Source organism: Flammeovirgaceae bacterium (assembly GCA_015180985.1).
In the GTDB taxonomy this organism is placed as follows: domain Bacteria; phylum Bacteroidota; class Bacteroidia; order Cytophagales; family Cyclobacteriaceae; genus UBA2336.
Map to the genome: position 1 here is coordinate 826,340 of CP054185.1, position 22,061 is coordinate 848,400.

General features: G+C 45.7%; 22 protein-coding genes and 1 pseudogene. 9 read left to right on the forward strand and 14 right to left on the reverse strand.

Annotated features, from left to right (window positions below):
• Positions 1 to 35: 35 nt before the first annotated feature.
• From HRU69_03950 to HRU69_03960, 3 genes and pseudogenes are all read left to right on the forward strand, one after another.
• Positions 36 to 104 (forward strand): annotated as a pseudogene (locus HRU69_03950) (pentapeptide repeat-containing protein).
• Entirely contained in the window at positions 101 to 1,258 is a 1,158-nt protein-coding gene (locus HRU69_03955) for an ATP-binding protein (protein ID QOI96693.1), read from the forward strand. The pseudogene HRU69_03950 and the gene HRU69_03955 overlap by 4 nt, the downstream one beginning before the upstream one ends.
• The gene (locus HRU69_03960) at positions 1,236 to 2,195 is read left to right on the forward strand and encodes a pyridoxal-phosphate dependent enzyme (GenBank protein ID QOI96694.1); all 960 of its coding nucleotides are present in this window, start codon (positions 1,236 to 1,238) and stop codon (positions 2,193 to 2,195) included. Before HRU69_03955 ends, HRU69_03960 begins: the two co-directional genes overlap by 23 nt.
• On the opposite strand, the gene HRU69_03965 is transcribed toward HRU69_03960, so the two are convergent.
• From HRU69_03965 to HRU69_03990, 6 genes are all read right to left on the reverse strand, one after another.
• Positions 2,192 to 2,602: a hypothetical protein gene (locus tag HRU69_03965; protein QOI96695.1), complete on the reverse strand. Its 411-nt coding sequence runs from the start codon at positions 2,600 to 2,602 to the stop codon at positions 2,192 to 2,194. The two genes, HRU69_03960 and HRU69_03965, sit on opposite strands and share 4 nt — an antisense overlap.
• 146 nt (positions 2,603 to 2,748) lie before the next feature.
• A complete protein-coding gene (locus HRU69_03970) occupies positions 2,749 to 3,474 on the reverse strand; it encodes a hypothetical protein (GenBank protein QOI96696.1) in 726 nt (241 codons plus the stop codon).
• A 23-nt stretch (positions 3,475 to 3,497) separates the two neighbouring features.
• Positions 3,498 to 4,685 (reverse strand): hypothetical protein, encoded by a 1,188-nt coding sequence (locus HRU69_03975; protein ID QOI96697.1) that lies wholly within the window; start codon positions 4,683 to 4,685, stop codon positions 3,498 to 3,500.
• Positions 4,686 to 4,845: 160 nt separating this feature from the next.
• The gene (locus tag HRU69_03980; protein ID QOI96698.1) at positions 4,846 to 7,065 is read right to left on the reverse strand and encodes a M1 family peptidase; all 2,220 of its coding nucleotides are present in this window, start codon (positions 7,063 to 7,065) and stop codon (positions 4,846 to 4,848) included.
• Between the two features lie 51 nt (positions 7,066 to 7,116).
• Positions 7,117 to 9,339, reverse strand: a complete 2,223-nt coding sequence (locus HRU69_03985) for a M1 family metallopeptidase (protein ID QOI96699.1) — start codon at positions 9,337 to 9,339, stop codon at positions 7,117 to 7,119.
• A 19-nt stretch (positions 9,340 to 9,358) separates the two neighbouring features.
• Positions 9,359 to 9,946 (reverse strand): HupE/UreJ family protein, encoded by a 588-nt coding sequence (locus HRU69_03990; GenBank protein QOI96700.1) that lies wholly within the window; start codon positions 9,944 to 9,946, stop codon positions 9,359 to 9,361.
• A gap of 100 nt (positions 9,947 to 10,046) precedes the next feature.
• Between HRU69_03990 and HRU69_03995 the strand changes: the two genes are divergently transcribed.
• Complete coding sequence (locus HRU69_03995; GenBank protein QOI96701.1) at positions 10,047 to 10,523, forward strand: hypothetical protein; 477 nt, start codon at positions 10,047 to 10,049, stop codon at positions 10,521 to 10,523.
• 6 nt (positions 10,524 to 10,529) lie between these two features.
• Here the strand turns inward: HRU69_03995 and HRU69_04000 are convergent, their stop codons facing one another.
• The 7 genes from HRU69_04000 to HRU69_04030 form a co-directional block, all read right to left on the reverse strand.
• Entirely contained in the window at positions 10,530 to 11,570 is a 1,041-nt protein-coding gene (locus HRU69_04000) for a hypothetical protein (GenBank protein QOI96702.1), read from the reverse strand.
• Positions 11,571 to 12,089, reverse strand: coding sequence for a hypothetical protein (locus HRU69_04005; GenBank protein QOI96703.1), 519 nt, complete (start codon positions 12,087 to 12,089; stop codon positions 11,571 to 11,573).
• Positions 12,090 to 12,167: 78 nt separating this feature from the next.
• On the reverse strand, positions 12,168 to 12,623 hold the full coding sequence (locus tag HRU69_04010) for a YHS domain protein (protein ID QOI96704.1): 456 nt from the start codon (positions 12,621 to 12,623) through the stop codon (positions 12,168 to 12,170).
• A 72-nt stretch (positions 12,624 to 12,695) separates the two neighbouring features.
• Entirely contained in the window at positions 12,696 to 13,163 is a 468-nt protein-coding gene (locus HRU69_04015) for a RecX family transcriptional regulator (GenBank protein ID QOI96705.1), read from the reverse strand.
• A gap of 23 nt (positions 13,164 to 13,186) precedes the next feature.
• A complete protein-coding gene (locus HRU69_04020) occupies positions 13,187 to 13,663 on the reverse strand; it encodes a YcxB family protein (protein ID QOI96706.1) in 477 nt (158 codons plus the stop codon).
• 19 nt (positions 13,664 to 13,682) lie between these two features.
• Positions 13,683 to 14,543 carry a carboxylating nicotinate-nucleotide diphosphorylase gene (gene nadC, locus HRU69_04025; protein QOI96707.1) on the reverse strand — a complete coding sequence of 287 codons (861 nt, stop codon included), beginning with the start codon at positions 14,541 to 14,543 and terminating at the stop codon, positions 13,683 to 13,685.
• Positions 14,544 to 14,575: 32 nt separating this feature from the next.
• A complete protein-coding gene (locus tag HRU69_04030; protein ID QOI96708.1) occupies positions 14,576 to 14,968 on the reverse strand; it encodes a DUF4783 domain-containing protein in 393 nt (130 codons plus the stop codon).
• A 368-nt stretch (positions 14,969 to 15,336) separates the two neighbouring features.
• On the opposite strand from HRU69_04030, the gene HRU69_04035 reads away from it, so the two are divergent.
• The 5 genes from HRU69_04035 to HRU69_04055 all read left to right on the forward strand — a co-directional run bounded on the left by HRU69_04035 (position 15,337) and on the right by HRU69_04055 (position 20,782).
• The gene (locus tag HRU69_04035; GenBank protein QOI96709.1) at positions 15,337 to 16,863 is read left to right on the forward strand and encodes a 2,3-bisphosphoglycerate-independent phosphoglycerate mutase; all 1,527 of its coding nucleotides are present in this window, start codon (positions 15,337 to 15,339) and stop codon (positions 16,861 to 16,863) included.
• 7 nt (positions 16,864 to 16,870) lie between these two features.
• Entirely contained in the window at positions 16,871 to 17,464 is a 594-nt protein-coding gene (locus HRU69_04040; GenBank protein QOI96710.1) for a hypothetical protein, read from the forward strand.
• Positions 17,437 to 19,233 carry an ATP-binding cassette domain-containing protein gene (locus HRU69_04045; protein ID QOI96711.1) on the forward strand — a complete coding sequence of 599 codons (1,797 nt, stop codon included), beginning with the start codon at positions 17,437 to 17,439 and terminating at the stop codon, positions 19,231 to 19,233. Before HRU69_04040 ends, HRU69_04045 begins: the two co-directional genes overlap by 28 nt.
• Entirely contained in the window at positions 19,230 to 19,640 is a 411-nt protein-coding gene (locus HRU69_04050) for a transcriptional repressor (protein ID QOI96712.1), read from the forward strand. The genes HRU69_04045 and HRU69_04050 overlap by 4 nt, the downstream gene beginning before the upstream one ends.
• Positions 19,641 to 19,819: 179 nt before the next feature.
• Positions 19,820 to 20,782 carry a TerC/Alx family metal homeostasis membrane protein gene (locus tag HRU69_04055; GenBank protein ID QOI98817.1) on the forward strand — a complete coding sequence of 321 codons (963 nt, stop codon included), beginning with the start codon at positions 19,820 to 19,822 and terminating at the stop codon, positions 20,780 to 20,782.
• Here the strand turns inward: HRU69_04055 and HRU69_04060 are convergent, their stop codons facing one another.
• The gene (locus tag HRU69_04060; GenBank protein QOI96713.1) at positions 20,783 to 22,042 is read right to left on the reverse strand and encodes a TerB family tellurite resistance protein; all 1,260 of its coding nucleotides are present in this window, start codon (positions 22,040 to 22,042) and stop codon (positions 20,783 to 20,785) included.
• Positions 22,043 to 22,061 lie beyond the last annotated feature (19 nt).

Below are 22,061 nucleotides of genomic sequence, written 5' to 3' on the forward strand. Positions count from 1 at the left end.
AGTAACCCCAAAAATCCGGTGAGGACCATAGACCCAACTTACAAAAATGTAACTTACAAGGTTGTAACTTACAATCTTGTAACTTATCTTTGGCCTGGCCATGAAAAAGACGCTTGTTCCGTTTGTCTATGGACGCATTGTAACGGGTTATGAGTTTGTAAACCGCGAAAGTGAGGTAGAACGACTAAGGTTAAACCTGACTTCAGGGCAGAATACCATTCTCATCTCCCCGAGGCGCTGGGGTAAATCCTCCCTGGTGCATCGGGTTATCGAGAAGATAGTCGGGGAAAATGACCAGATTAAAGTTTCTCAACTCGATTTGTTTAATATCCGAACAGAACGGGATTTCTACGAAAGTTTTGCACGCGAAGTGCTGCGCAGTACCTCAACAAAATGGGAAGACTGGATTGAAAATGGAAAGAAATTTATCAAAAGCATAACTCCGCGATTCAGTATAGGGATTGACCCGGCTCATGACTTCAGCGTATCGTTTGATTCGCCCCCGGCCAAAAAGTCTGCTGAAGAAATACTCATGCTGCCTGAACGAATTGCTCAATCAAAAAAAATTAGAATCATTGTTTGTATTGATGAATTTCAAAATCTTTCTCATTACAAACATCCCCTTGAATTTCAGAAGCAATTACGGGCGTCCTGGCAAACGCAAAGCAGGGTATGCTACTGCTTATTTGGCAGTAAGCGCCATATGATTGCCGATTTATTTGAAAACAAATCCATGCCGTTCTATAAGTTTGGTGATTTGATATTCCTGGATCGAATACGCGAATCGCATTGGATTGAATACATCAAGTCTTCATTTAAGAAGACGGGGAAAACTATCCAGACCGAGGCAGCACAAGCCATTGCGCAGGCCGTTAAAAATCATCCGTACTTTGTTCAACAACTGGCGCAAAAAACGTGGATACTTACATCCACAGAAGCAACTCCAAACACGGTTTCTGTTGCCCTGGAAACCATGCTCCACGAAAATTCAATTCTCTATCTTAGAGAAATTGAAAACCTGAGCAACACCCAGGTTAATTTATTAAAAGCACTATGCGATGGTGTGCAGCAACTGAGTGCATCGGATACGCTTCAACGGTATAACCTGGGAACCTCCGCTAATGTATTACGCATAAAATCTGCATTGGAACAACGGGAAATCATCGATTTTCTTGGTCCAGAACCGGAATTTGTTGACCCTGTTTTTGAACTTTGGCTGAAACGTATTTATTTCCATGATTACCCGCGAAACCATTAACCAGGCCCACGAACGAATCAAACCCTACATCCACCGTACACCGGTGATGACCTCATCGGGTTTGAATGAACTGGCAGGCTGTACGCTGTACTTCAAGTGCGAGAACTTTCAGAAGATTGGCGCCTTCAAAGCCCGCGGAGCGATGAATGCCATCCTTTCTTTAATCCCTGAACAACAGACAAAAGGTATTGCCACCCATTCGTCCGGCAACCATGCGCAAGCGGTAGCCCGGGCCGCTAAAATTGTTGGTGTACCCTCCTATATAGTGATGCCCAAAACCGCACCAGAAATAAAGAAGCGGGGTGTTCGGGGCTATGGCGGACAGATCTTTGAATGCGAGCCTACGGTTGATTCACGCGAAAGCATGCTGGCCGAAGTTATCCGGAAAACCGGGGCCACCGAAGTGCACCCGTTTAACAATTACGATGTGATGGCCGGCCAGGCAACCGCAGCCAAGGAATTAATTGAAGACGTAAACGAAAAACTGGATGTTATTCTCGCACCTGTTGGTGGAGGTGGATTACTAAGTGGCACACTGCTCGCAGTAAAATACTTTTCACCAGAAACCATAGTCATTGCCGGAGAACCGGCCGGCTCAGACGATGCGTACCGGTCGCTGCAAAGCGGAAAAATAGAAACAGCCCAATCCAACACCATTGCTGACGGGCTGCTTACTTCATTGGGCGACAAAACCTTTCCGATTATCCGCGACCACGTAAATGAAATCATTACCGTTACCGATGCCGAAATTGTTGGGGCCATGCGGCTTATCTGGGAACGCCTGAAAATTATTGTTGAACCCTCGTGCGCGGTACCCTTTGCCGCGGTGTTAAAGGCGAAGGAAAAATTTGCCGGTAAAAGGGTGGGCATCATCCTTTCCGGAGGCAATGTGGATTTGGAGCGGGCGTGTAATCTGTTTGCCGGTAGCAAAACTTAGTTTAACCGGAAGCGCGCATTTACTCCCAGAACCGTAATATCCCCAAAAATCTCATAGCTGTAAATCTGCAGCAGTCCGCCCACAGCAACTTTCTGTGACATAAACCGCCCGCCTTCCAGCGAAAGACCGTAACCGAATTTGCTGATAACTAAAGTTTGAATATAGTTGGGTTCAATAAAAGAGGTGGAATGAAAATAGGACAACCCACCTGAGATCCTTACATAATTACGGTTTTCAGCAAAACGGGCGGTGTGATTTAAGTACACACCACCCGAAAGGCATCCATACGACACGAAGCCGTTACCAAGATCATCAAAATGAAACCAGGGCATAGAATAAAAAAAGCCAATCCGGCCGGAAACCGAAAACCGTTTACTTATAAAGCGCTCGTACTCTGTGGTGAGCATGAACCCGGGGTTGCCAATATTGTTCTCGCTTCCATAAGAAAAGGATGTGGAGATTTCCCAGATCTTATTTGGTGCTGATGTTAACTCACTAGTTTGGCCATGCAAAACCAACCATGAGAAAGTGAGTAGAAAGACAGAAATCCCTTTCATTTGCTGGTCTTGAAAATGACATAACTAACTCCCAACGACCATGATTGCATGCGCGTGTTCATAGGAAAATGTGTTCCGTTATAATACACATCGTTGAAGATGCTTGTAAGGCCTTGTTCATAGTAAAAGTAAATATGCATGGGGCCAAAAACATAAGATGCCCGCACGTAACCACTAAGGACGAACCTAGAAAAGGCATCAGAAAGTATTTGATTTACATTTTCCGGACGGGGAGGCTGACTGGGATAACCTGAGGGGTCCTCACCAAATGATTTCTCTTTTAATTGATAGGACCCAACCAATCCGGCATCCAGGGTAATATTTCTAAATATCCTTGTGCCATATCCAGCATTCAGCTTGAACATTCTGTGCTGGTGCTGCAGCCGGCCAGGCCAGCCTGGAAATGCGGTGAGCGTATCCGGCTTTAAATCCAGGTAGGCTTCAACTGACCAACATTGAAAATAAGACAACTCTGTCACAACGAAACCTTTCCCTTGTATTAATCTTGCAAACGTACCAATACGAAAACCATCAAGATTTTCTTCAGGGTCAAAAATATAATAACGGTCAGCAATAATAGCGCTTACCAAGGTGTTTACATTGGCTGCATATTCACTTAACAGGCCAAATTGAAATTCTCTCTCCTGCCTCTGAGCAAAGCTTTCCAGGGTTGCAAAAGCAACGAATGACAGAAAGATTAACAAGGATCGTATTCCAATCATTCTGTATCAGCAACAGCGAAGCCTTAATAGCAACTTAGTGGTAATGAGTACCGTGTCACAGAGTGTATACTGCCTGTCCAGGAAGGCCCATAACCCAAAATATACTCAGGGGTGTTGCCAAACTGTGACTGAAGAGACACTAAGTAACTCCTTAACCAGCGGTCATTTGAAATAAGTGTATTCCTCGTTCTTACATTAATTGAGTAATTCGAAGTAATCGTTTGCCCTGCAAGATTGATCCATTCGAGAGTACCAGTAAATGTTTTAATATCGTGCGTTGGGTCCTTTTCATATACTGCAAAAAGTAACCGGGGATAAGCAGTACTCCAACTTGTTTCTAAATCCTCCCATGCTTCTGTCCAAATGGCATTCCTTGCGTTGCGTCTTCTCACATAAACTTGAATCTGCTTTTCAAAACTGGTAACTGTTGATCCATTCTGGCTTCCACGTGCAAGGCCAATCCTAATCTCTGCACCTCCACCATCATTAAACGAAACAAATGGATCGTATTGATGATAATAAATTTTAACATATCCGGCCGAAACTTTGAGGCTATTACCTTGACAATTCTGTTGGTTGGCCTGTGGATAGATTTCCACTCCTCCGTCTCCAACAACATGCGTTTGATACAACTCGGCATAATTATCGTTCACAAGTGTCATATGTCCTGGAGGATTTATGATGTCCGGCTCAGGACCATAGGGCTGATATGCCCAGGCCTCATCTGCTTCAACAGTAGCGGGCACAACTACAGGTATTTGGTTGTACCCTGACGTTTGCTCATGATATGGAAAGTAGATATAAATATCGCCATTATAAAAATAATCATCATTCATCTGCCGGGCATTCTGATTTCCAAGGGCCTCTTCAAAGTATTGCTTAAATAGTCCGGCCTGTACTCCTCTTGCCCGCGCTCTCTCTTTAAATGATTCCATTTGGTATACAGGGCTTGTTTCAGGATTCAGTAAATCCTTCAGCATAATGGTTTCATCAACATAATAACCCGTGGCCACCGCAGCATTCACTTCCTCAACAACTGAACGATTTCTGTATATTTCACGAAGTACCTTAGTAACAGTATGGATTCGCTCCGCTTTTAGCTTATCATCATCCGTTATTACAACTGCCGGGTCGATAAAATCAGGAGTCTTTTTAATAGTCTCTTCTCCAGAGAACTGGGACTCATTACACGAAAACGGAAGCAGGATCACTAATAGTAAATAAGCTACCAATGTCCGCCATTGGGGGGGGGGGGGGTATTTGTGTTTTCATAAAAGGGGGTTTTGGTTGTTAAAAATAACGTCTTAAATGAAAATAAGCAATACGTCCCTGGTATCTGAAGACAGACAATAAAGGTCCTAAATCCGGTATTTAATTCGTCCCCTTCTTAAACTGATCAAACTTTGATTCGGCCTGGCGTTTTGGAAATACGTTGTCGGCTGTGTTTACATCGGCTGTTTCAAAGTTCGGGTCAATCACGATGTTGGTCACCTCTTTTTCTTTGATGAACACCTTGGTTACTTCGTTCTCGTTGGTGCGCCAGATTTCGGCCGGTATGCGCTCAATTTCCTTGCTGCCGTCTTTGTAGGTCCATTCAATAACCAAAGGGGTTACCAGGCCACCTGTATTTATGAACTTCAGTTCGTAAATATTTTTGCCGGTCAGTTTTTGCCGCACGGCATTGTCGTCAATGCGGTTACGGAATTCCCGGTACGCATCATCGGGTGTGTTGAGTACTGTTATCTCCTGGGGGCCGTTGCTGAAATCCGCAGGCTTTCCGGTGTTCTTTGCTCCTGCAGTCAGCTCGCCCTGCTTTGCTTTTTTGGTTTTGTTTTCCGGATCAATCGTTTCGTTTTTCAGCCTGAACCACTTTACTTCATCCAACGTAACATCCACATGATCGGTGGTGAAAAACCAACCGCGCCAGAACCAGTCCAGGTCAACAGCCGAAGCATCTTCCATGGTGCGGAAGAAGTCAGCCGGCTTGGGGTGTTTAAAAGCCCAGCGCTGCGCGTATTCTTTAAATGCTTTATCAAAAAGTTCGGGCCCCATAACTGTTTCGCGCAATACCGTTAGTGCCGCTGCCGGTTTGGAATACCCATTGTTGCCGAAGCTGGATCCTTGCGTATCGGAAGAGGCCATCACCGGGCGCATCACACTCTTATCGCCTTTCATAAAATTCACAATGGCTTTTGGCGTATTGTCGGTATAATTCAGGTGCGGGTAACGCTCGCGCATGGTTTCTTTTTCAAGAAAAGAATTAAGCCCTTCGTCCATCCAGGTGCATTGCCGTTCGTCTGAGTTGATGATCATCGGAAAATAGTTATGACCCACTTCGTGCACAATAATATACACCATGCGCACACGGGTACGCTCTGAAATGGTGCCATCTTTTGCGGGCCTTCCGCCATTGAACGATACCATCGGGTACTCCATGCCACCGCCAACCCAGTTTACTGAATAAGCGGTTGGGTACGGATAATCAATAGTTCGTGCCGAGTAAACATCCAGCGTATTCTTAATAGCCAGTGTAGATTCCTGCGCCCACAACGGGTTGCCTTCTTTCGGATACAGCGATTGCGCCAGCGGGGTGTTGTTGCCGTTTTTCACGGCCATGGCATCCCAGATGAACTTGCGCGATGAGGCAAAGGCAAAGTCGCGCACATTGTCGGCATGAAACTCCCAGGTTGATTTTTTCTTCGAACGCTCCTTCTCTTTTTTTCTCGCCTCTTCTTCGGTTACGATAAACACCGGCTTATCAAAGGTTTTGCGGGCTTTTTCAAAGCGGTCCAACTGCTCTTTAGTCAATACGTCTTTCGGATTTTGCAACCAGCCGGTGGCACCCACAATGTGGTCGGAAGGAACTGTTATGCGCACTTTGTAATTACCAAACACCAACGCAAATTCACCTGCGCCTAAAAACTGTTTATTCTGCCAGCCTTCGTAATCATCAAACACGCACATACGCGGAAACCACTGGGCGATAAAATAAATATAGTTGCCGTCCTCAGGGAAGTACTCCATGCCGCTGCGGCCGCTTACTTTCATCATGTCGTTGATGTTGTACTTCCACTCCACCGAAAAGGAAACCTGTTCACCCGTTTTCAGTGTTTGCGGCAAGTCAATGCGCATCATGGTGTTGTTTATGGTATAGGGCAGCGGTTTGCCTGCAGCATCAGTTACTTTGCCAATCGTGTATCCACCGGTATAATCGTGCAGGTTAAGAGCTCCGGCAATAAAGCGGGCAGCAATGGAGTCACGAATAACCGATGAACGGGTTTTAGCTAGCGAATTGTCGGGCGAATTGATGTTCTGATCAAGCTGCAGCCACAGGTAAGTAAGCGTTTCGGGCGAGTTGTTGTAATAGGTTATGGTTTCGCGGCCCGATAACACCTGGGTGTCGTCATTGATTTCCACATCAATAATGTAATCGGCCCGCTGCTGCCAGTAAGCCGGTCCTGGAGATCCGGAGGCGGTACGGTAACTGTTGGGCGTTGGCAATAGCTGATCGATCTGCTCAAATTTTCCCTGCCATTGCTGTGCTTGTGCTGCACCGGTAATTAAACCAAGCATGATTAATGCGTACTTCATTTTCAGCCTATAGAATAACCTTAAAGCAAATTTCATCCGTAACGCGGTGTTTTAGTTTCCTTTTTTAAAAGTATCAAACTTCGATGGCTCGCTTCGCTTCGGAAACACGTTGTCGCTGGCATTCACATCCGTTGTTTCCTTAAACGGATCGAGTACAACCGATACCACTTCTTTCTCTTTAACAAACACTTTAGTTACTGTTTGTTCATTGGTACGCCAGATTTCGGCCGGGATGCGTTCAATTTCCTTGCTGCCGTCTTTAAAAGTCCATTCAATGATCACCGGCATCATCAGCCCGCCTTTGTTCGAAAGTTTGATTTCATAAATATTCTTATTCTGCAGTTTATTGATAATAGCCTTGTCGTCAAGCCGGCTGCGGAACTCGGTGTAAAACCGTTCATCGGTTGGCAGCACGGTTAGGGGTTCAGGGCCTGCTGAAAAATCGGTATAGGTTTTGGCCCCGGTCGAAGCGGATGCACTGCTCTTTTTTACAGAAACATTTTTTTCGGGAGTAGTCTGTTCATTTTTAAGTTTATACCACTTCACATAATCCACCGTCTGATCCACATTATCGGTAGTATAAAACCAGCCGCGCCAGAACCAGTCCAGGTCAACAGCCGAGGCGTCTTCCATGGTGCGGAAGAAATCAGCCGGCATGGGGTGTTTAAAGGCCCACCGTTGCGAATACTCCTTAAAGGCTTTATCAAACAAATCTTTACCCATCACCGTTTCGCGCAGAATGTATAAACCCGTTGCCGCCTTCTGATATTGCTCAGCACCGAACTGCAGCACCTGTTCGGAGTTGGTCATTAGCGGGCGCTGGTAACTGCGGTCGCCTTTCATATAGTTAACCAGTGCTTCGGGTTTACCGCGGCTCCAGTCGTCTTTCGGGTAGCGTTCCAGTTCGGTAACCAGTTGCACAAAACTGTTAATGCCTTCGTCCATCCACGTCCACTGGCGTTCATCGTTGTTGATGATCATGGGGAAGAAGTTATGCCCAACTTCATGCACGATAACGCCTATCATCCGCAATCGATCGGAATTGGAGTAACTGCCATCTTTTTTCGGCCTGCCGAAGTTGAAGCAAATCATGGGGTACTCCATGCCGATAGAAGCAGCATGTACCGAGATTGCAACCGGATACGGATAGTCTATGGTCATCCTTGAGTACACCTCTATAGTATTTTTAACCGCCAGTGTCGACTCCTTTTCCCACAGCGGGTTACCTTCTTTCGGATAGAATGACATGGCCAACGGTGTGTTGTTACCGATTTTTACCGCCTGGGCATCCCAGATGAATTTTCGCGAAGTGGCAAAAGCAAAATCGCGCACATGGGTTGCATGAAACTCCCACGTTTTTTTATCGGTTGCCCGGGTCTTTTCTTTTTTGGTTGCCTCCTCCTGGGTAACAATAATCACCGGTTTATCGAACGAGGTTTTGGCTTTTTCAAAACGATCCTGCTCCGTTTTGGTAAGTACCTGCTGCGGGTTTTGCAGCATACCGGTTGCTGCAACAATATGATCGGACGGCACGGTGATTTTCACTTTGTAATCGCCAAACGGAAGGGCAAACTCTCCCTGACCTAAAAATTGTTTATTCTGCCAGCCGTTCACATCATCGAACACGCACATGCGCGGAAAAAACTGGGCAATGGTGTACACATAGTTGCCGTCTTCCGGAAAATATTCCAGGCCACTGCGCTGGTTGTCGCGCATCCGGTCGCCAATGTTGTAAAACCATTCAATGGAGAACTGATACCGCGAGCCGGGCGCCAGTGGCTGGGGCAGATCCACGCGCATCATGGTGTTGTTAATAAAAAACGGCAGCGCCTTTCCGACAGCATCGGTTACGGATTTTATCTTATGGCCTCCATCAAAATCGTAAAGAGCCAGTGATCCTGCAACCGTTTTTGCTGCCACGGAGTCGCGCACACGCGTAACCGATGTTTTCTCCGTCATGTTGCCTTTGGCCAGGATGTTCTGATCCAACTGCAGCCAGAGGTACTTCAGCGTTTCCGGTGAGTTATTATGATAGGTGATGGTCTCTTTACCCGTTATGGATTGGTTGTTGTCGTTCAACTCAACGGCAATTTCATAATCGGCTTTTTGCTGCCAGTATCTGGGGCCGGGTGAACCGGAGCCGGTGCGGTATTCATTGGGTGTGGGCAATAGCTGCTCCAACTGTTCAAACTTACCTTGCCATTTGGCGGGTTCCTGCGCCCAGGTTGTTGCAGTGAACAATGCCATCATTAAAATTCCTAATCCTCTATTCATTTTATTTAATTGATTTTTACTACCAGAAAATTTTATCCTTCATCAGCACCAATGCCATGCCGGCAATTAACGATGACACCACCAGTTTCCAGTCTCTACGGTTTACCGTAAACAAATCCACTACAATAAACGCTGTAGTTAAGAACACGATAACAATTATTATCTGGCCGAACTCAAGGCCTACATTAAAGGCAAATAGCTGGGATACAATGCTGCGATCTTTACCTAAAATACTGCGCAGGTAGTTGCTAAAACCCAGGCCATGAATTAAGCCGAAGAAAAGCGCATAGCCGTAACTCAACCAAAGCGAGCGGTCAGACAAGTGCTGCTCATTTTTAAACAGGTTTGATATAGCGGTTATAAAGATGGTTAGCGGAATGAGGAACTCAATCAACCCGGCATTAACTGAAACAATGTTGAGCGTTGCCAATGCCAGAGTTACAGAGTGCCCGATGGTGAAGGCCGTAACCAAAATCAAAACACGCTTCCAGTCGCGCCAGGCATACAGTACGCACAAGGCCACAACAAACAAAATATGGTCGTACCCGTTGCTGTAATCCAGTATGTGATTTTTGCCTAAGCCGAAGTAAAGCTCAAATTCGCTCATTCAACTGATTTTTCAGCCAGCAAACATACGGATTAAATGAAAATACCATGGCGAGGTTTAGCCTTCGGTTTTGGACTTTCTTTTGTTGTAATATTGAGCAATGGTTCTGTCGTTTATTACCTCCATCATTCTTGCCTTGCATCCGATACACGTATCGGTAACTGATATTGTACACGATGAGCAGGAACGCGAGCTTGAAATCATCATGCGGATTTTTACTGATGACCTGGAGACATCCATCCGTGCCCTGAAGAATAATCCGGAGCTCGATTTGTTAAACCCGGACCAATCCACAACCGATGAACTGGTTAAACAGTATGTGCTGGAGCGGTTTGCTGTTTCGCTGGATGGCAAAAAGCAGGTGTTGAATTTTTTAGGCACCCAGCAAGAAGATGACGCCTTGCTTTGTTTTATCCAGGTACGAAGTGTAAGAAAGTGGAAGACCATTGAGGTTATGAACAGCGTTATTACCGAAACTTACGATGACCAGTCGAACCTGGTACATGTTACTGTTGGCGAAAAGGTGCGCAGCCTGCGGCTGATGAAAAATAATCCTTCGGGTAAACTGAGTTTTTAAGCAGGCCTAAGTAACAGCTGCCTTATACTTCCGGTAAACAGCTAATCCTTCTTTAAGGCTGGGATATTTTATACCGTGCTTCGCATGATGTGCACTAATGCTGTACATCTCGTCCCAATGGCGGAAGATGGTACGCCAGGCTGTAGTTAAGGAGAAACCGGGTTCATAGATATGGGCTGGTTCAGCCCCGCAGCCGTTCAACTCAAGGATTTTTACACGCCCCTGATAAAGCGCTTCAAGGTTTTCGCATCGCAAATCAAACCGGCCGAAAAAAAAACCATCAACCTGTTTGCTGATGGCATCAAAACTGCGCTCCAGTTCGGGTGTAATGTATTGTTCTCCGTTAATAAACTTTGTACCCAGGCAATGATTGCCAATGGAGTTGATTTCCCAGCTTTCACCGGCCGCCAGAATGGTTTCCAGTTTATCGTGGTATTTCACGCGTAAACGCTCCCACTGCAGTTTCGATCGTTCATTGTCAAGAATCAGTTCACGTAACGTTCGCCTGCCATCGCCTGTAACGGTTAACATCTCTTTCAGGTTAAGCGAAGTTACCCGCCCGGTTGTTTCAGTCGGCTTACGTATGTAAAACACGCCACACTCAACAGGCAGATCAACCAATTCCTGAATAATAAAATCAACTTTAATTTTTTTGCAGTAAGCCTTTACATCATCGGCCGAAAAAATCCGCTCCACCATAAAGCCGCGCTCACCTATATCGGGTTTAAACACAAGCGGAAATTTGAGTCCGTTTTGATCAAGCGCCAGCATCACCTGTTCGTACGAGACCGGGAATTTCATCAGCAGCATGCCGGGTCGTAAGTGCGCAGGTAATTTTAACAGAATATCATATTTGGATTCGCCAAACATGCCGCCCATCGGGATACCGGGGTTGGAGGCAGCAAAAAACATTAGCGAGCGCGCTTTAACCGATAACCAAAGCCAGTACAGTATTACCGGGAACTGAAAAATTTCGAAAGGCCAGTATTCCCAGCGTCTTAATCGGATAAAAAAATTGCTGTTCAGGATTTTTCGGAAGAGGCGCATTCAGGATGAAGCCAGGGCAGTTTTTTCCTGGTACCGGATGGTAGAGGCCGCAATACCGAATTCAGCCGGCAAGGTTATATAAGGTGCTGCTTCGCGGATGCCGATTTTCATAATAGCCATGTGGTGTACGGCATGTTCAATGTTGTACACCAGCTCGCGGGTAAAGTTGGTTTGCACAACCGTAGCCTCATCGTTTTTCAGATTATAGCCCACCTCAAGTTGCAGGGGTTTGTCGGCTGGCTGAACCGTTACGAAATCTTTAATCCTGGTAAGCGCTGATAATGCAATAAACTTATCGCTTTCGATAAGCTTATCGTGCTGTCGTTTATCATAATTTACAACCCCTTTCTCGTACCCGTTCTCCAGGCAAATAAAAAATTCAAGCGTATGCCTGAGGTGCTGCCCGATGGTGCTATTGCCAAGTGCGGCAACAGGTTTTGAAAAATCCTGCGGGGTAATCTGTTCAACCAGACCTGTAAGCTGCTGTAAGATGTCGCAGCAGGCGGTAGTAAGCTTCATAGGTGTATATAGATTCTGCAAAGATAACGTAAAAGAAAGCGCAAAATAAAAGCATTTAGCCATGGACAATTTTTTCTGCTAACGGATGATTTTAGCCCAATTCCGGTCGGCTGCTTCTTTCAAAAGCTTTTCGTTTTTATTCCAGGAGGCAAGGGTATTGGTTGTCCAGAAATTATAGAACAGGTATACCTTGCCATCAACGATTTTATATGTTTCCGGATCGATCTTGACTTTTTCACCGGTTTCGCCCATGGCATAAGCGCACCAGCCGCCATAAGCAGGTTCATATTTTACAGGATCAATTTTAAATTTTTCAAGATTGGCCCGGGTAAGAAACCGATAGGTTACCCCCTTGTAACGGTATTCGATATCCTCCTTGCCTTGCTGGGGTTTGCCTGTAAAGTAGGTAACAGGATCGTACCCTTGAATGGCCAGGCCATTTTTCAGGTTAAACTGCTTTATTCGCTGTTCATCGTTTTGTGAGGAAACAACACCAACCGCAAACAGAAGCAAAACAATAAATGACGCCTTCATACTTTTTCTGCTTTAGAAAGCAAAAATGGCAGCAATTCGGCTACTAAAATGTCGCAGAGATTACAAAGATCATTATCCCGGGAACTGAACTTTTATTTCCTTCCACACCAGGTCAGGTTCATATCCTTTTGCTATAACTGCTTTGGCCACTTTATCGCGTAGCCGGTATGGATTAACTTCGGCTGTATCCCTTATTTTTTTTCTTATCAGCCTTACTAAGGTCTGTCTGTATTCCTGTTCATCAATCTCTTTCAACCCGATCCGGATGCACGTAGCGGTAAGTCCGCGGGTCTCCAGTTCATGAACAATTTTCAGCCGGCCCCATTTTTTCAATCTGAATTTTCCACCGGCAAAGGCTTTGGCAAAACGTTCTTCATTAATAAACCCTTCGGTAATCAGGTGGGCAATCAATTCATCAACCTGGGCGGAACGCAATCCCAGTTCAAATAACTTATTTTGTACTTCACGGTGGCACCGCTCCTGGTATGCACAGTACCGATAGATCTTTTTTTTGGCTTCTTCGAATGTAGTATTCATCATTCTGCCAAAAACAACCTCATTCCCTATTTAATGTATCCTTTTGTTTTCAGTATGCTCGCCAGAAATTTGCGCTCGTTTTCTGTGTTGAAAATTTTAAACGGCAGGTAAATAAGCTGGGCTTTATTAACAAAAAGTACAAAATAATCCTTGCCGATGGCTGCTCGTTTTATCTGATCCCACTTTAGGGGCATGCCTTCGCGCGGGTTGAGTTTCATAACAATTTGCTGGCTGGTAATTTCATACGAAAACTTTTCAAAGAGCATTTTGCCCTGCTCCAGTTGAGTTACGCCAAAAAACTGTATCCACCAGAACAGCACATATAACCCCAACCCGGTGATGGCTACGATAAACCACCAGATGCTCGGTATCCAGAAATAGCAGGCGCTGATAGCTGCAGCTGCCAATACGGCAATCCAACCCTGTTGCTTCAATACACTCTTTAGCGCCAGGCGGATGTAGGTTTTCTTTTCGAGTTTATAATTTTTTGTTTTAACAATCATAGCATCTAATCCACATCGGTTACGAACACACTTTCAAACTCATATCAAGGCTTTTTGCCGAATGGGTAAGGCCACCCACGGAGATAAAATCAACACCACATGCGGCCACCGCAGCAATGGATTGCCCGGTAATGCCTCCACTGGCTTCCGTAAGGCATTGGCCATTAACCAGGCTAACAGCCTCTTTCATATCGGCAAGGCTCATGTTATCCAGCATGATGATGTCCACCCCGCCAGTTGCCAGTACTTGTTTCACTTCAGCCACATTTCGAACCTCCACTTCAATTTTCAAGTTGAGATTACGGGCGCGAAGATACGCTTTTGCCCGATTGATCGCCTCGGCCACACCCCCGGCCATATCAATGTGGTTGTCTTTTAGCATAACCATATCGTAAAGCCCGATGCGGTGGTTGTGCCCCCCGCCAAGGGTAACCGCCCACTTTTCAAGCAGGCGGAAGTTGGGTGTTGTCTTTCGTGTATCCAGCACACGGGCGTGTGTACCTGCCATGCTGTCAACCAGTTTTCGGGTTGCCGTAGCAATGCCGCTCATGCGTTGCATGCAGTTAAGCACCAGCCGCTCGGTAGTAAGAATGGACCGGGCCGGGCCGCTTACCGTAAAGGCTATTTCACCGGGTGTTATCTGATCGCCATCATGCCGGAGCACAGTTACCGTTAAGGATGAATCATACCGTGAAAAGATTTCTTTTGCCACATCCACACCGGCAAGAATGCCCTGCTCTTTTATTAATAGGCGGGCAGTGGTTTGCTTGCCGGCATCAACTGCGGCCAGGGTTGAATGATCGCCATTGCCAATATCTTCGGCAAGCGCTGCTTCTACAAACTGCGTAAGAAACTGTTCGGTAATATACGGTGGCCGCACCGCGCAAAAATAGAGGGCCCCGGGCAGGAAGGCTATTGCTTCACAAAAGAAATTTCCTGGATAACCTGCTGATTATCGGTTGCTTTAAGTTTCATCCAGACACGGTATGTTTCGTTCTGGCTTTTGTATTGGCCTATGGCAAACGGCTGCCCGCCTTTAGACTGACCCTGATGAATAATGCTGAATTCGCTGGGTGGGTGCGCCTTAAAAAAATCGCGCAACACAAACTCAGCCTGCGCCTTACTGTAATTTTCCACCTTTCCTTCAATGGTCACATCCACCGTTGGATTTAAGTATTTGGTAAGCTCTTTGGCACTACCCGCTTTAATGGTTTCAGTAATCTGGGCGATAACATCAGCATTTTGCGCTACCGATGTAAAACCGATAACCATCAAGATAAATAAACCATACAAAGCCCTTATCATAACATGCAAATTAACCCAAAATTATGCCATAACCGATGGAATCTAAGCCGGAATTAATTGGTTAAGAACCCGACCCGTGATCCTTCATGCCCACAAAGAACACAGGTAACCCCCAGGGTGGGGCATAACCGGTATATTTGAGTTTTAAATTTTACGATAGTCCGGAATCATACCTAAAGGTTTAATCTTTTTCAGTATGTTCAGACAACGCCTTGGCCAATCTTTGGTCTGGCAGTGGCATGTGCGGATTGGGCACAGCGTTGGATGAACATACGGGGCCATACGGCCCCGGAGCCTAATCACTTGAACCTTCATACGAATATCATATTTAGGTAAGTTTGCGGATTATCAGATTAAATTTAAACGGAATGAATAAGAAGGTACTGCTGATGATTCTGGATGGCTGGGGAATTGCCACAAATAAAAAGGTCTCAGCAATCGATAATGCACACACTCCGTTTATGGATTCGCTTTATCCCCATTATCCCAACAGCCGGCTGCAGGCCTCCGGCCTGGCTGTGGGCCTGCCCGAAGGGCAGATGGGGAATTCCGAAGTGGGGCATATGAATATCGGAGCAGGCCGGGTTGTGTATCAGGATTTGGTGCGCATTAACAAAGCCATTGATGAGAAGGAACTGGATGGTAATCCGGTATTAAACGATGCATTTAATTACGCCTTGAAGAATAATAAGAATGTACACTTTATCGGACTGGTTTCTGATGGAGGTGTGCATTCACACATTTACCACCTTAAAGGCCTGTGCACCCTTGCTCACAACAAAGGAGTTAAAAATCTCTTCATCCATGCCTTTACCGATGGGCGGGATACCGACCCGAAAAGCGGCCTTGGGTTTTTACGCGATCTGCAAAATCACCTTGCCAGAACATCAGGCAAAATTGCCAGCATAATCGGCCGCTATTATGCCATGGATCGCGACAAGCGCTGGGAGCGAATCAAACTCGCGTACGATTTGCTGGTGCACGGCCGGGGGAAAGAAGTTGCTGATCCGCTTCGGGGGGTGGAGCAATCTTACTCTGAAAACATTACAGATGAATTTATCAAACCCATTGTAGTTTTTGAACAGGGTAAACCGGTAGCCGTAATTAAAGAAGGTGATGTAGTGCTGTGTTTTAACTTTCGCACCGACCGCGGCCGGCAGATTACGATGGCATTAACCCAGCAGGATTTCCATGAGCAGAACATGGCCGCCCTGAAACTTTACTACATTACCCTGACCAACTATGATGATACGTTCAGGGATATAAAAACCATTTTTGATAAAGATAACCTGGCGAATACACTTGGCGAAGTGCTGGCGCAGCATGGTAAAAAACAAATACGCATTGCCGAAACCGAAAAGTACCCGCATGTTACCTTCTTTTTTTCAGGTGGCCGGGAAGAAATTTTTCAAGGCGAATCGCGCATTCTGTGCCCTTCGCCAAAAGTGGCTACCTATGATCTAAAGCCGGAGATGAGCGCACATGATATTAAGGACAAAATTATTCCGGAACTTGAAAGAAAAGAAGCAGATTTTATTTGCCTCAACTTTGCCAATCCGGATATGGTAGGTCATACGGGTGTGTTTGAAGCTGCTGTAAAAGCCTGCGAAACGGTTGACTTCTGTGCCGGCAAGGTTACCGAAGCTGCGCTGAAGAACGGGTACACCACATTGATAATTGCTGATCACGGAAATGCCGACTGTATGATTAATGATGACGGCTCGCCCAACACCGCACATACCACCAGCCTGGTACCGTGCATCCTTGTTGATTCAAACTACAACGGAAAAATCAGCGATGGAAAACTGGGTGACCTTGCACCGACCATTTTAACACTAATGGGGTTGCCCATTCCAAAGGAAATGACAGGCCATGTGCTTATTGAACCGAATTAATCTTTTTATGTTTGCAGGGGTTCTCCTGGTTGCTTCATCCTGCAGGCAAGCCGGAGGTGAAGCATCACCCTATTACCCGGTTGACAGCCTGATTCGTGCCCAGGCGCACCAGCTTGCATTGTGGCAGGCAACACTCACCAAGCAGGCACAAATTAACGGTGTTGACGAAACAACCACTTTTACCCCGGCCGATTCAACAGCCTGGCTAAAGGAACTTGATATTTTTACCACACTCAATGCCATCAACAAACCGGTATTCAGGAGTTATTATACCGTAACCATTGAGCCTGATAAGGAGCGTGATCTTACGGTTTGTACCTATACTGCAACAACCGATTTGCCGGTGGCCTGGCTGAAGCTATTGTACCAAGATAACCGGCAAAACATCCGGGGCATTGAAGCCCTTTACCGTGAAGAGAGTTCCTTGATGAAAGGCACACGCATGCTGGTGATGCAGTTTCAGGAGGTAAACAATAAAATCAGCCTTACTTCCTACTCTCTAGAAGGAGGGCAGGAAATATTTCTTGGAAAACCTGTTGAATTTACACTTACAGGAACAATAACAGTATCATCATGGCAAGAGGCAAGCGCGTACCGCTAAGTAAAGAAGATAAGCGGGCCATCAACCCGTCAAACCTGAAGAAGCTTTTCGGGATTTTTCGCTTTGTGTGGCCTTACCGGTGGCTGTTTATATTGGGCTTAACTTCCCTGATGCTTTCAAGCGCTACGCTGCTTTCATTTCCTTATTTCGCGGGGCAGTTGCTTGATGTAGCCTCCGGTAAATCAGTTCCGTACTTCAACAACATAAACCAGATTGCCCTTTTATTGCTGATCATCCTGTTTGTGCAGGCCATTTTTTCGTTTACGCGTGTTTATACATTCAGCATTACCAGCGAGCGTACACTGGCCGATCTGCGCAAGCGCGTGTATGAGAACATCATCTGGCAACCTTTAAGTTTTTTTGACAGCCGAAGGATCGGTGAGTTAATGAGCCGCATTACTTCTGATGTGAGTACCCTGCAGGATACATTTACATTTACACTGGCCGAATTACTCCGTCAATCGCTTACTCTCCTTCTGGGCGGAATAATTATTTTTTACCTGGCGCCCACACTTACAGCATTTATGCTGCTTACCTTTCCGGTGTTGGTCGTACTGGCGCTGCTGTTCGGCCGGTACATCCGTAAGCTTTCCAAAAAAACACAAGACAAACTGGCCGATGCTAATGTAGTGGTTGAAGAATCGCTGCAATCCATCCAGGTGGTAAAGGCCTTTACCAACGAATTGTTCGAGATAATCCGTTACGGCAAATCATTAGGCGAAGTTGTAACGGTTGCCGTGCGAACGGCCAAGTTCCGCGGATTATTTATTTCGTTTTCCATTTTCGCTTTGTTCGGGGGTATTGTTGCCGTTGGTTGGTTTGGGGCCGCCCAGGTTCAAAACGGAACGCTGTCGGTCGGTATGCTTTTTTCATTTATCATTTATACTTCGTTCATTGGAGGCTCCATTGCCGGGCTGGGCGATATCTATACGCAATTGCAGCGATCGATTGGCGCATCGGAACGACTACTGGAGTTGATGGAGCAACCGGGAGAAACCGATGGGATTCAGCAGCCTGCTCTCCGTTTACGGGGCACTATTCAATTCAATAATGTTTCGTTTAGCTATCCTTCGCGACCCGATTTTCCGGTACTGAAAAAACTAAACTTCCAAATACAGCCGGGCGAAAAAGTTGCGCTGGTAGGCAAAAGCGGTTCCGGCAAATCAACTATTATCAACCTGTTGATGCGATTTTATAACGCTACTTCCGGAGAAATAAATGTGAATGGCAAAAACATAAACACCTATCCGCTTACGGCTTACCGCAGCAACCTGGGCATTGTACCACAGGAAGTAATTCTGTTTGGCGGCACCATAAAGGAAAATATTGCCTACGGCAAAACCGGAGCTACAGATGAAGAGATTTGCGAAGCAGCCCGTAAGGCCAACGCACTTGAGTTTATTGAAAGTTTCCCTGAAAAATTTGAAACCCGGGTGGGTGAACGCGGTATTAAACTTTCAGGAGGCCAGCGGCAACGCATCGCCATTGCAAGGGCAATATTAAAAGATCCGGCCATTCTGATATTGGATGAAGCCACCAGTTCGCTGGACGTGCACGCTGAAATACTGGTACAACAAGCGCTGGAGCAACTCATGGCCGGCCGCACTACTATTATAATAGCACACCGGCTGAGTACGATAAAAAAGGTTGACCGTATTTTTGTGATAAACCAGGGCGAGCTTGCAGAAATGGGATCGCATAGTGAACTTGCACAGTTAACTAACGGCTTGTACAGCAACCTGCTTAAACTTCAGTTACACGAACAATGACTGGAACAAAACGGCTATTAAAAGAGTATCAGCTTCGCTTTACACCCAGCCGCCAGGCCATCCTTAATTTATTTCTGAAAAAGAATTTTGCACTCTCGCATGGCGATATTGAACGGGCGGTGCCAAGCAGTTTTGACAGAGTAACTGTTTACCGAACTTTAAAAACCTTTTTGGACAAGGGCCTGATTCACAAAGTGCTGGATGATGAAGGCGGAATTAAGTATGCCTTATGTTCGGCCGCCTGCTCGGCAACCGGTCATCACCACGACCATGTACATTTTAAGTGTACCATATGCGGACAAACCAACTGCCTGAGTGTGAACATTCCATCGGTAAAATTGCCGCGGGGGTATAAAGCCAACGAGCTCAACCTGCTTATACAGGGAGTATGCGAAAATTGTTCATGATTGATAAAAACAGGGGTTTCCTTAACCGCCTGTATCTGATTAATCGCGATACTGATTTTTGCCTTTGAAAAATAGTTGTACTTTTGAAACCTCCGGGGCTCTGAGTGCCTTGATAATGAAGGGTTTAGACCCGGCAAAAGAACCTTTGAAGACGAACGTAGTTGGATAACCCTCTCAACATACTATTATTCTCTCTGTTTGGCGGTAATGAACGAGAGGTAATCCTGTTTGCCATATTCGGGGCTATCATCATTTTGTTTTTGGTGCTCGACCTGGGCCTTTTTCATAAGCAGGCCCACAAGGTCTCTACCAAGTCAGCCCTGTATCAATCTATTTTCTGGGTAACCGTTTCGGCTCTTTTCGGGTACTTCATCTATGTGTATGACGAAAGCGGAGCCGTTGGCGCTGTAGAGTATTTCTCGGCTTACTTAACCGAAAAAGCCCTATCGGTTGATAACATCTTTGTTATCCTGCTTATCCTCAAATATTTTCAGGTAGATGAAACATACTATCATAAGATACTCTTCTGGGGTATTCTGGGTGCAATTGTGATGCGCGCCATCTTCATTTTTGTTGGCGCTTACCTGATACACAAATTTCATTGGATACTTTACATCTTCGGGGTATTTCTTATCTACTCCGGTATCCGTATTTATTTTGAAGACGGTGATGAAAAAATTGAACCGGAAAAGAACCCGGTGCTTATTTTTTGTAAGAAGTATCTTCCAATTACCACCGATACGAAAGATGGTAAATTTCTGGTATTCGAAAACGGCAAACTCTGGTTTACACCCTTATTCCTCGTTATCGTGCTAATTGAAACAACCGACCTGATTTTTGCGGTTGACTCCATCCCGGCAGCCTTTGCCATTACCCAAAACGAATTTTTGATTTATACCTCCAATATTTTTGCCGTTATGGGGCTGCGCGCCATGTTCTTTCTATTGTCAGGCATCATTGATAAATTCTACCTGTTGCAAAAAGGCCTTTCTATTATTTTGTTCTTCATAGGCGCAAAAATGATTCTGGAGATCTTCCAGATTGATATAAACGTTTACTTATCCTTCTCGGTAATCATCGCTACACTTACTTTGTCCATCATCTTCTCCGTCATCATCCCGCGAAAGTCAAAAATTGTTTGATTACGATTGCCCGGTGAATAAATTCTTGGGCAGTATTTTCAGCAACACGGGCAGTGTTAAAAAGTTCTCCGGCAACGCAATGATTGCAAATGTAGGTATTGTTTTAAGCGCCCGGATAAGATGAAGACGAACGGCCTGACTTTCATCGGCTGTTAACACTTCGGCCTGCGCTTTCAATAACAGGTTCATTATCGCCTTATTATCCTGGATTTCTTTCAAAAGCCTGCCGCGGTTTTTATCGGCAATGCGGGCCACGCGCGAAATAAAATGTTCACTCACCCGCTCGTAGTTTTGTTTGTCTTGCAGGTATTCCAGTTCCTCCCAGTGTTCCAGAACAAAGCCTTCAATGGCAATCAGGCTGTTTTCCAGATCATCCTCAGAAAAACCCATGTGCGTGCACAATCGCTTCAGAAACTCATGCTCACTGTCTTCCACCCTGCGGTCGGCCCACATGGTCAGGATGGCTACTTCCAGATAAAATTTGCGGAGAATCCACGAATTATCGGCTGGCAGGTTGATGTCCTGAACGGCCACCCCCGATTTAAAGATGCTCAACGCCTCCTTTCTTCGCTCGGAAGGTATTTCAGTGCCCTGGATAAAGTATTCAAACAGTTTTTGCTCCTCAAAATCAAGCACGTTATCGGAGTGTGCGGCAGCGGCAATTACTTTTATAACTGAAAAGCGGAGTTCTTCCCGTTCGTACCGGAAAAAATCGGCTACAATTTTATCGGCATTGGTATGTATCCACTGCCCGAAAATGAAAATGTCAAGGAACAGGATACTGTTGTGAAAAAAATAAACCCAGAAATTCCCCCGGTGTTCAAATGTGCGATCAATGCGTTTCTCAAGAATACGCTCGGCCAATTCAACGGTTGATCGTTTCTTGCCAAACAGAGTTTTGGTGGGTGTAGCCAGTTCCGGAAAAATAGTGTTGTAGAAGGTGGTTATTTTTTCGAGCACCCGCGTAAACAAATCGGCCAGCTCTTGCTGGTTAGCAATGGGCTTGCCGTGAAATAAAATTGAACTGCTGATAAGGCTTTCGGCCAACAACACCTTCATCCGGTCCTTCTCATCCCAGGAGGCAGCATCCGGATGGTTGATGTTGCCTACCGATTGCCCGTACATTAACCCCGTGGGTTGTATAATCCGGTACAGCGCATACTCCGGGTGAGAGTCCTTGCGGTGATCTGCAAGCTCGTTAAACAGATCTTTTCTAAAATCAAGATACTCGCTAAGCCAGCCTTTATTACTTGGCTTCATAACAAGGTGAAGGTACCCA

What these genes read in the sequence shown, in the direction of transcription:
- HRU69_04020 (QOI96706.1), bottom strand. Translation starts at nt 13,663, where the DNA reads ATGATTGTTAAAACAAAAAATTATAAACTCGAAAAGAAAACCTACATC.
- HRU69_03970 (QOI96696.1), bottom strand. Translation starts at nt 3,474, where the DNA reads ATGATTGGAATACGATCCTTGTTAATCTTTCTGTCATTCGTTGCTTTT.
- HRU69_03965 (QOI96695.1), bottom strand. Translation starts at nt 2,602, where the DNA reads ATGCTCACCACAGAGTACGAGCGCTTTATAAGTAAACGGTTTTCGGTT.
- HRU69_04045 (QOI96711.1), top strand. Translation starts at nt 17,437, where the DNA reads ATGGCAAGAGGCAAGCGCGTACCGCTAAGTAAAGAAGATAAGCGGGCC.
- HRU69_03995 (QOI96701.1), top strand. Translation starts at nt 10,047, where the DNA reads ATGGTTCTGTCGTTTATTACCTCCATCATTCTTGCCTTGCATCCGATA.
- HRU69_03990 (QOI96700.1), bottom strand. Translation starts at nt 9,946, where the DNA reads ATGAGCGAATTTGAGCTTTACTTCGGCTTAGGCAAAAATCACATACTG.
- HRU69_04015 (QOI96705.1), bottom strand. Translation starts at nt 13,163, where the DNA reads ATGATGAATACTACATTCGAAGAAGCCAAAAAAAAGATCTATCGGTAC.
- HRU69_03980 (QOI96698.1), bottom strand. Translation starts at nt 7,065, where the DNA reads ATGAAGTACGCATTAATCATGCTTGGTTTAATTACCGGTGCAGCACAA.
- HRU69_04040 (QOI96710.1), top strand. Translation starts at nt 16,871, where the DNA reads ATGTTTGCAGGGGTTCTCCTGGTTGCTTCATCCTGCAGGCAAGCCGGA.
- HRU69_04030 (QOI96708.1), bottom strand. Translation starts at nt 14,968, where the DNA reads ATGATAAGGGCTTTGTATGGTTTATTTATCTTGATGGTTATCGGTTTT.
- HRU69_04010 (QOI96704.1), bottom strand. Translation starts at nt 12,623, where the DNA reads ATGAAGGCGTCATTTATTGTTTTGCTTCTGTTTGCGGTTGGTGTTGTT.
- HRU69_03955 (QOI96693.1), top strand. Translation starts at nt 101, where the DNA reads ATGAAAAAGACGCTTGTTCCGTTTGTCTATGGACGCATTGTAACGGGT.
- HRU69_04000 (QOI96702.1), bottom strand. Translation starts at nt 11,570, where the DNA reads ATGCGCCTCTTCCGAAAAATCCTGAACAGCAATTTTTTTATCCGATTA.
- HRU69_03960 (QOI96694.1), top strand. Translation starts at nt 1,236, where the DNA reads ATGATTACCCGCGAAACCATTAACCAGGCCCACGAACGAATCAAACCC.
- HRU69_04060 (QOI96713.1), bottom strand. Translation starts at nt 22,042, where the DNA reads ATGAAGCCAAGTAATAAAGGCTGGCTTAGCGAGTATCTTGATTTTAGA.
- HRU69_04005 (QOI96703.1), bottom strand. Translation starts at nt 12,089, where the DNA reads ATGAAGCTTACTACCGCCTGCTGCGACATCTTACAGCAGCTTACAGGT.
- HRU69_04035 (QOI96709.1), top strand. Translation starts at nt 15,337, where the DNA reads ATGAATAAGAAGGTACTGCTGATGATTCTGGATGGCTGGGGAATTGCC.
- HRU69_04050 (QOI96712.1), top strand. Translation starts at nt 19,230, where the DNA reads ATGACTGGAACAAAACGGCTATTAAAAGAGTATCAGCTTCGCTTTACA.
- HRU69_03985 (QOI96699.1), bottom strand. Translation starts at nt 9,339, where the DNA reads ATGAATAGAGGATTAGGAATTTTAATGATGGCATTGTTCACTGCAACA.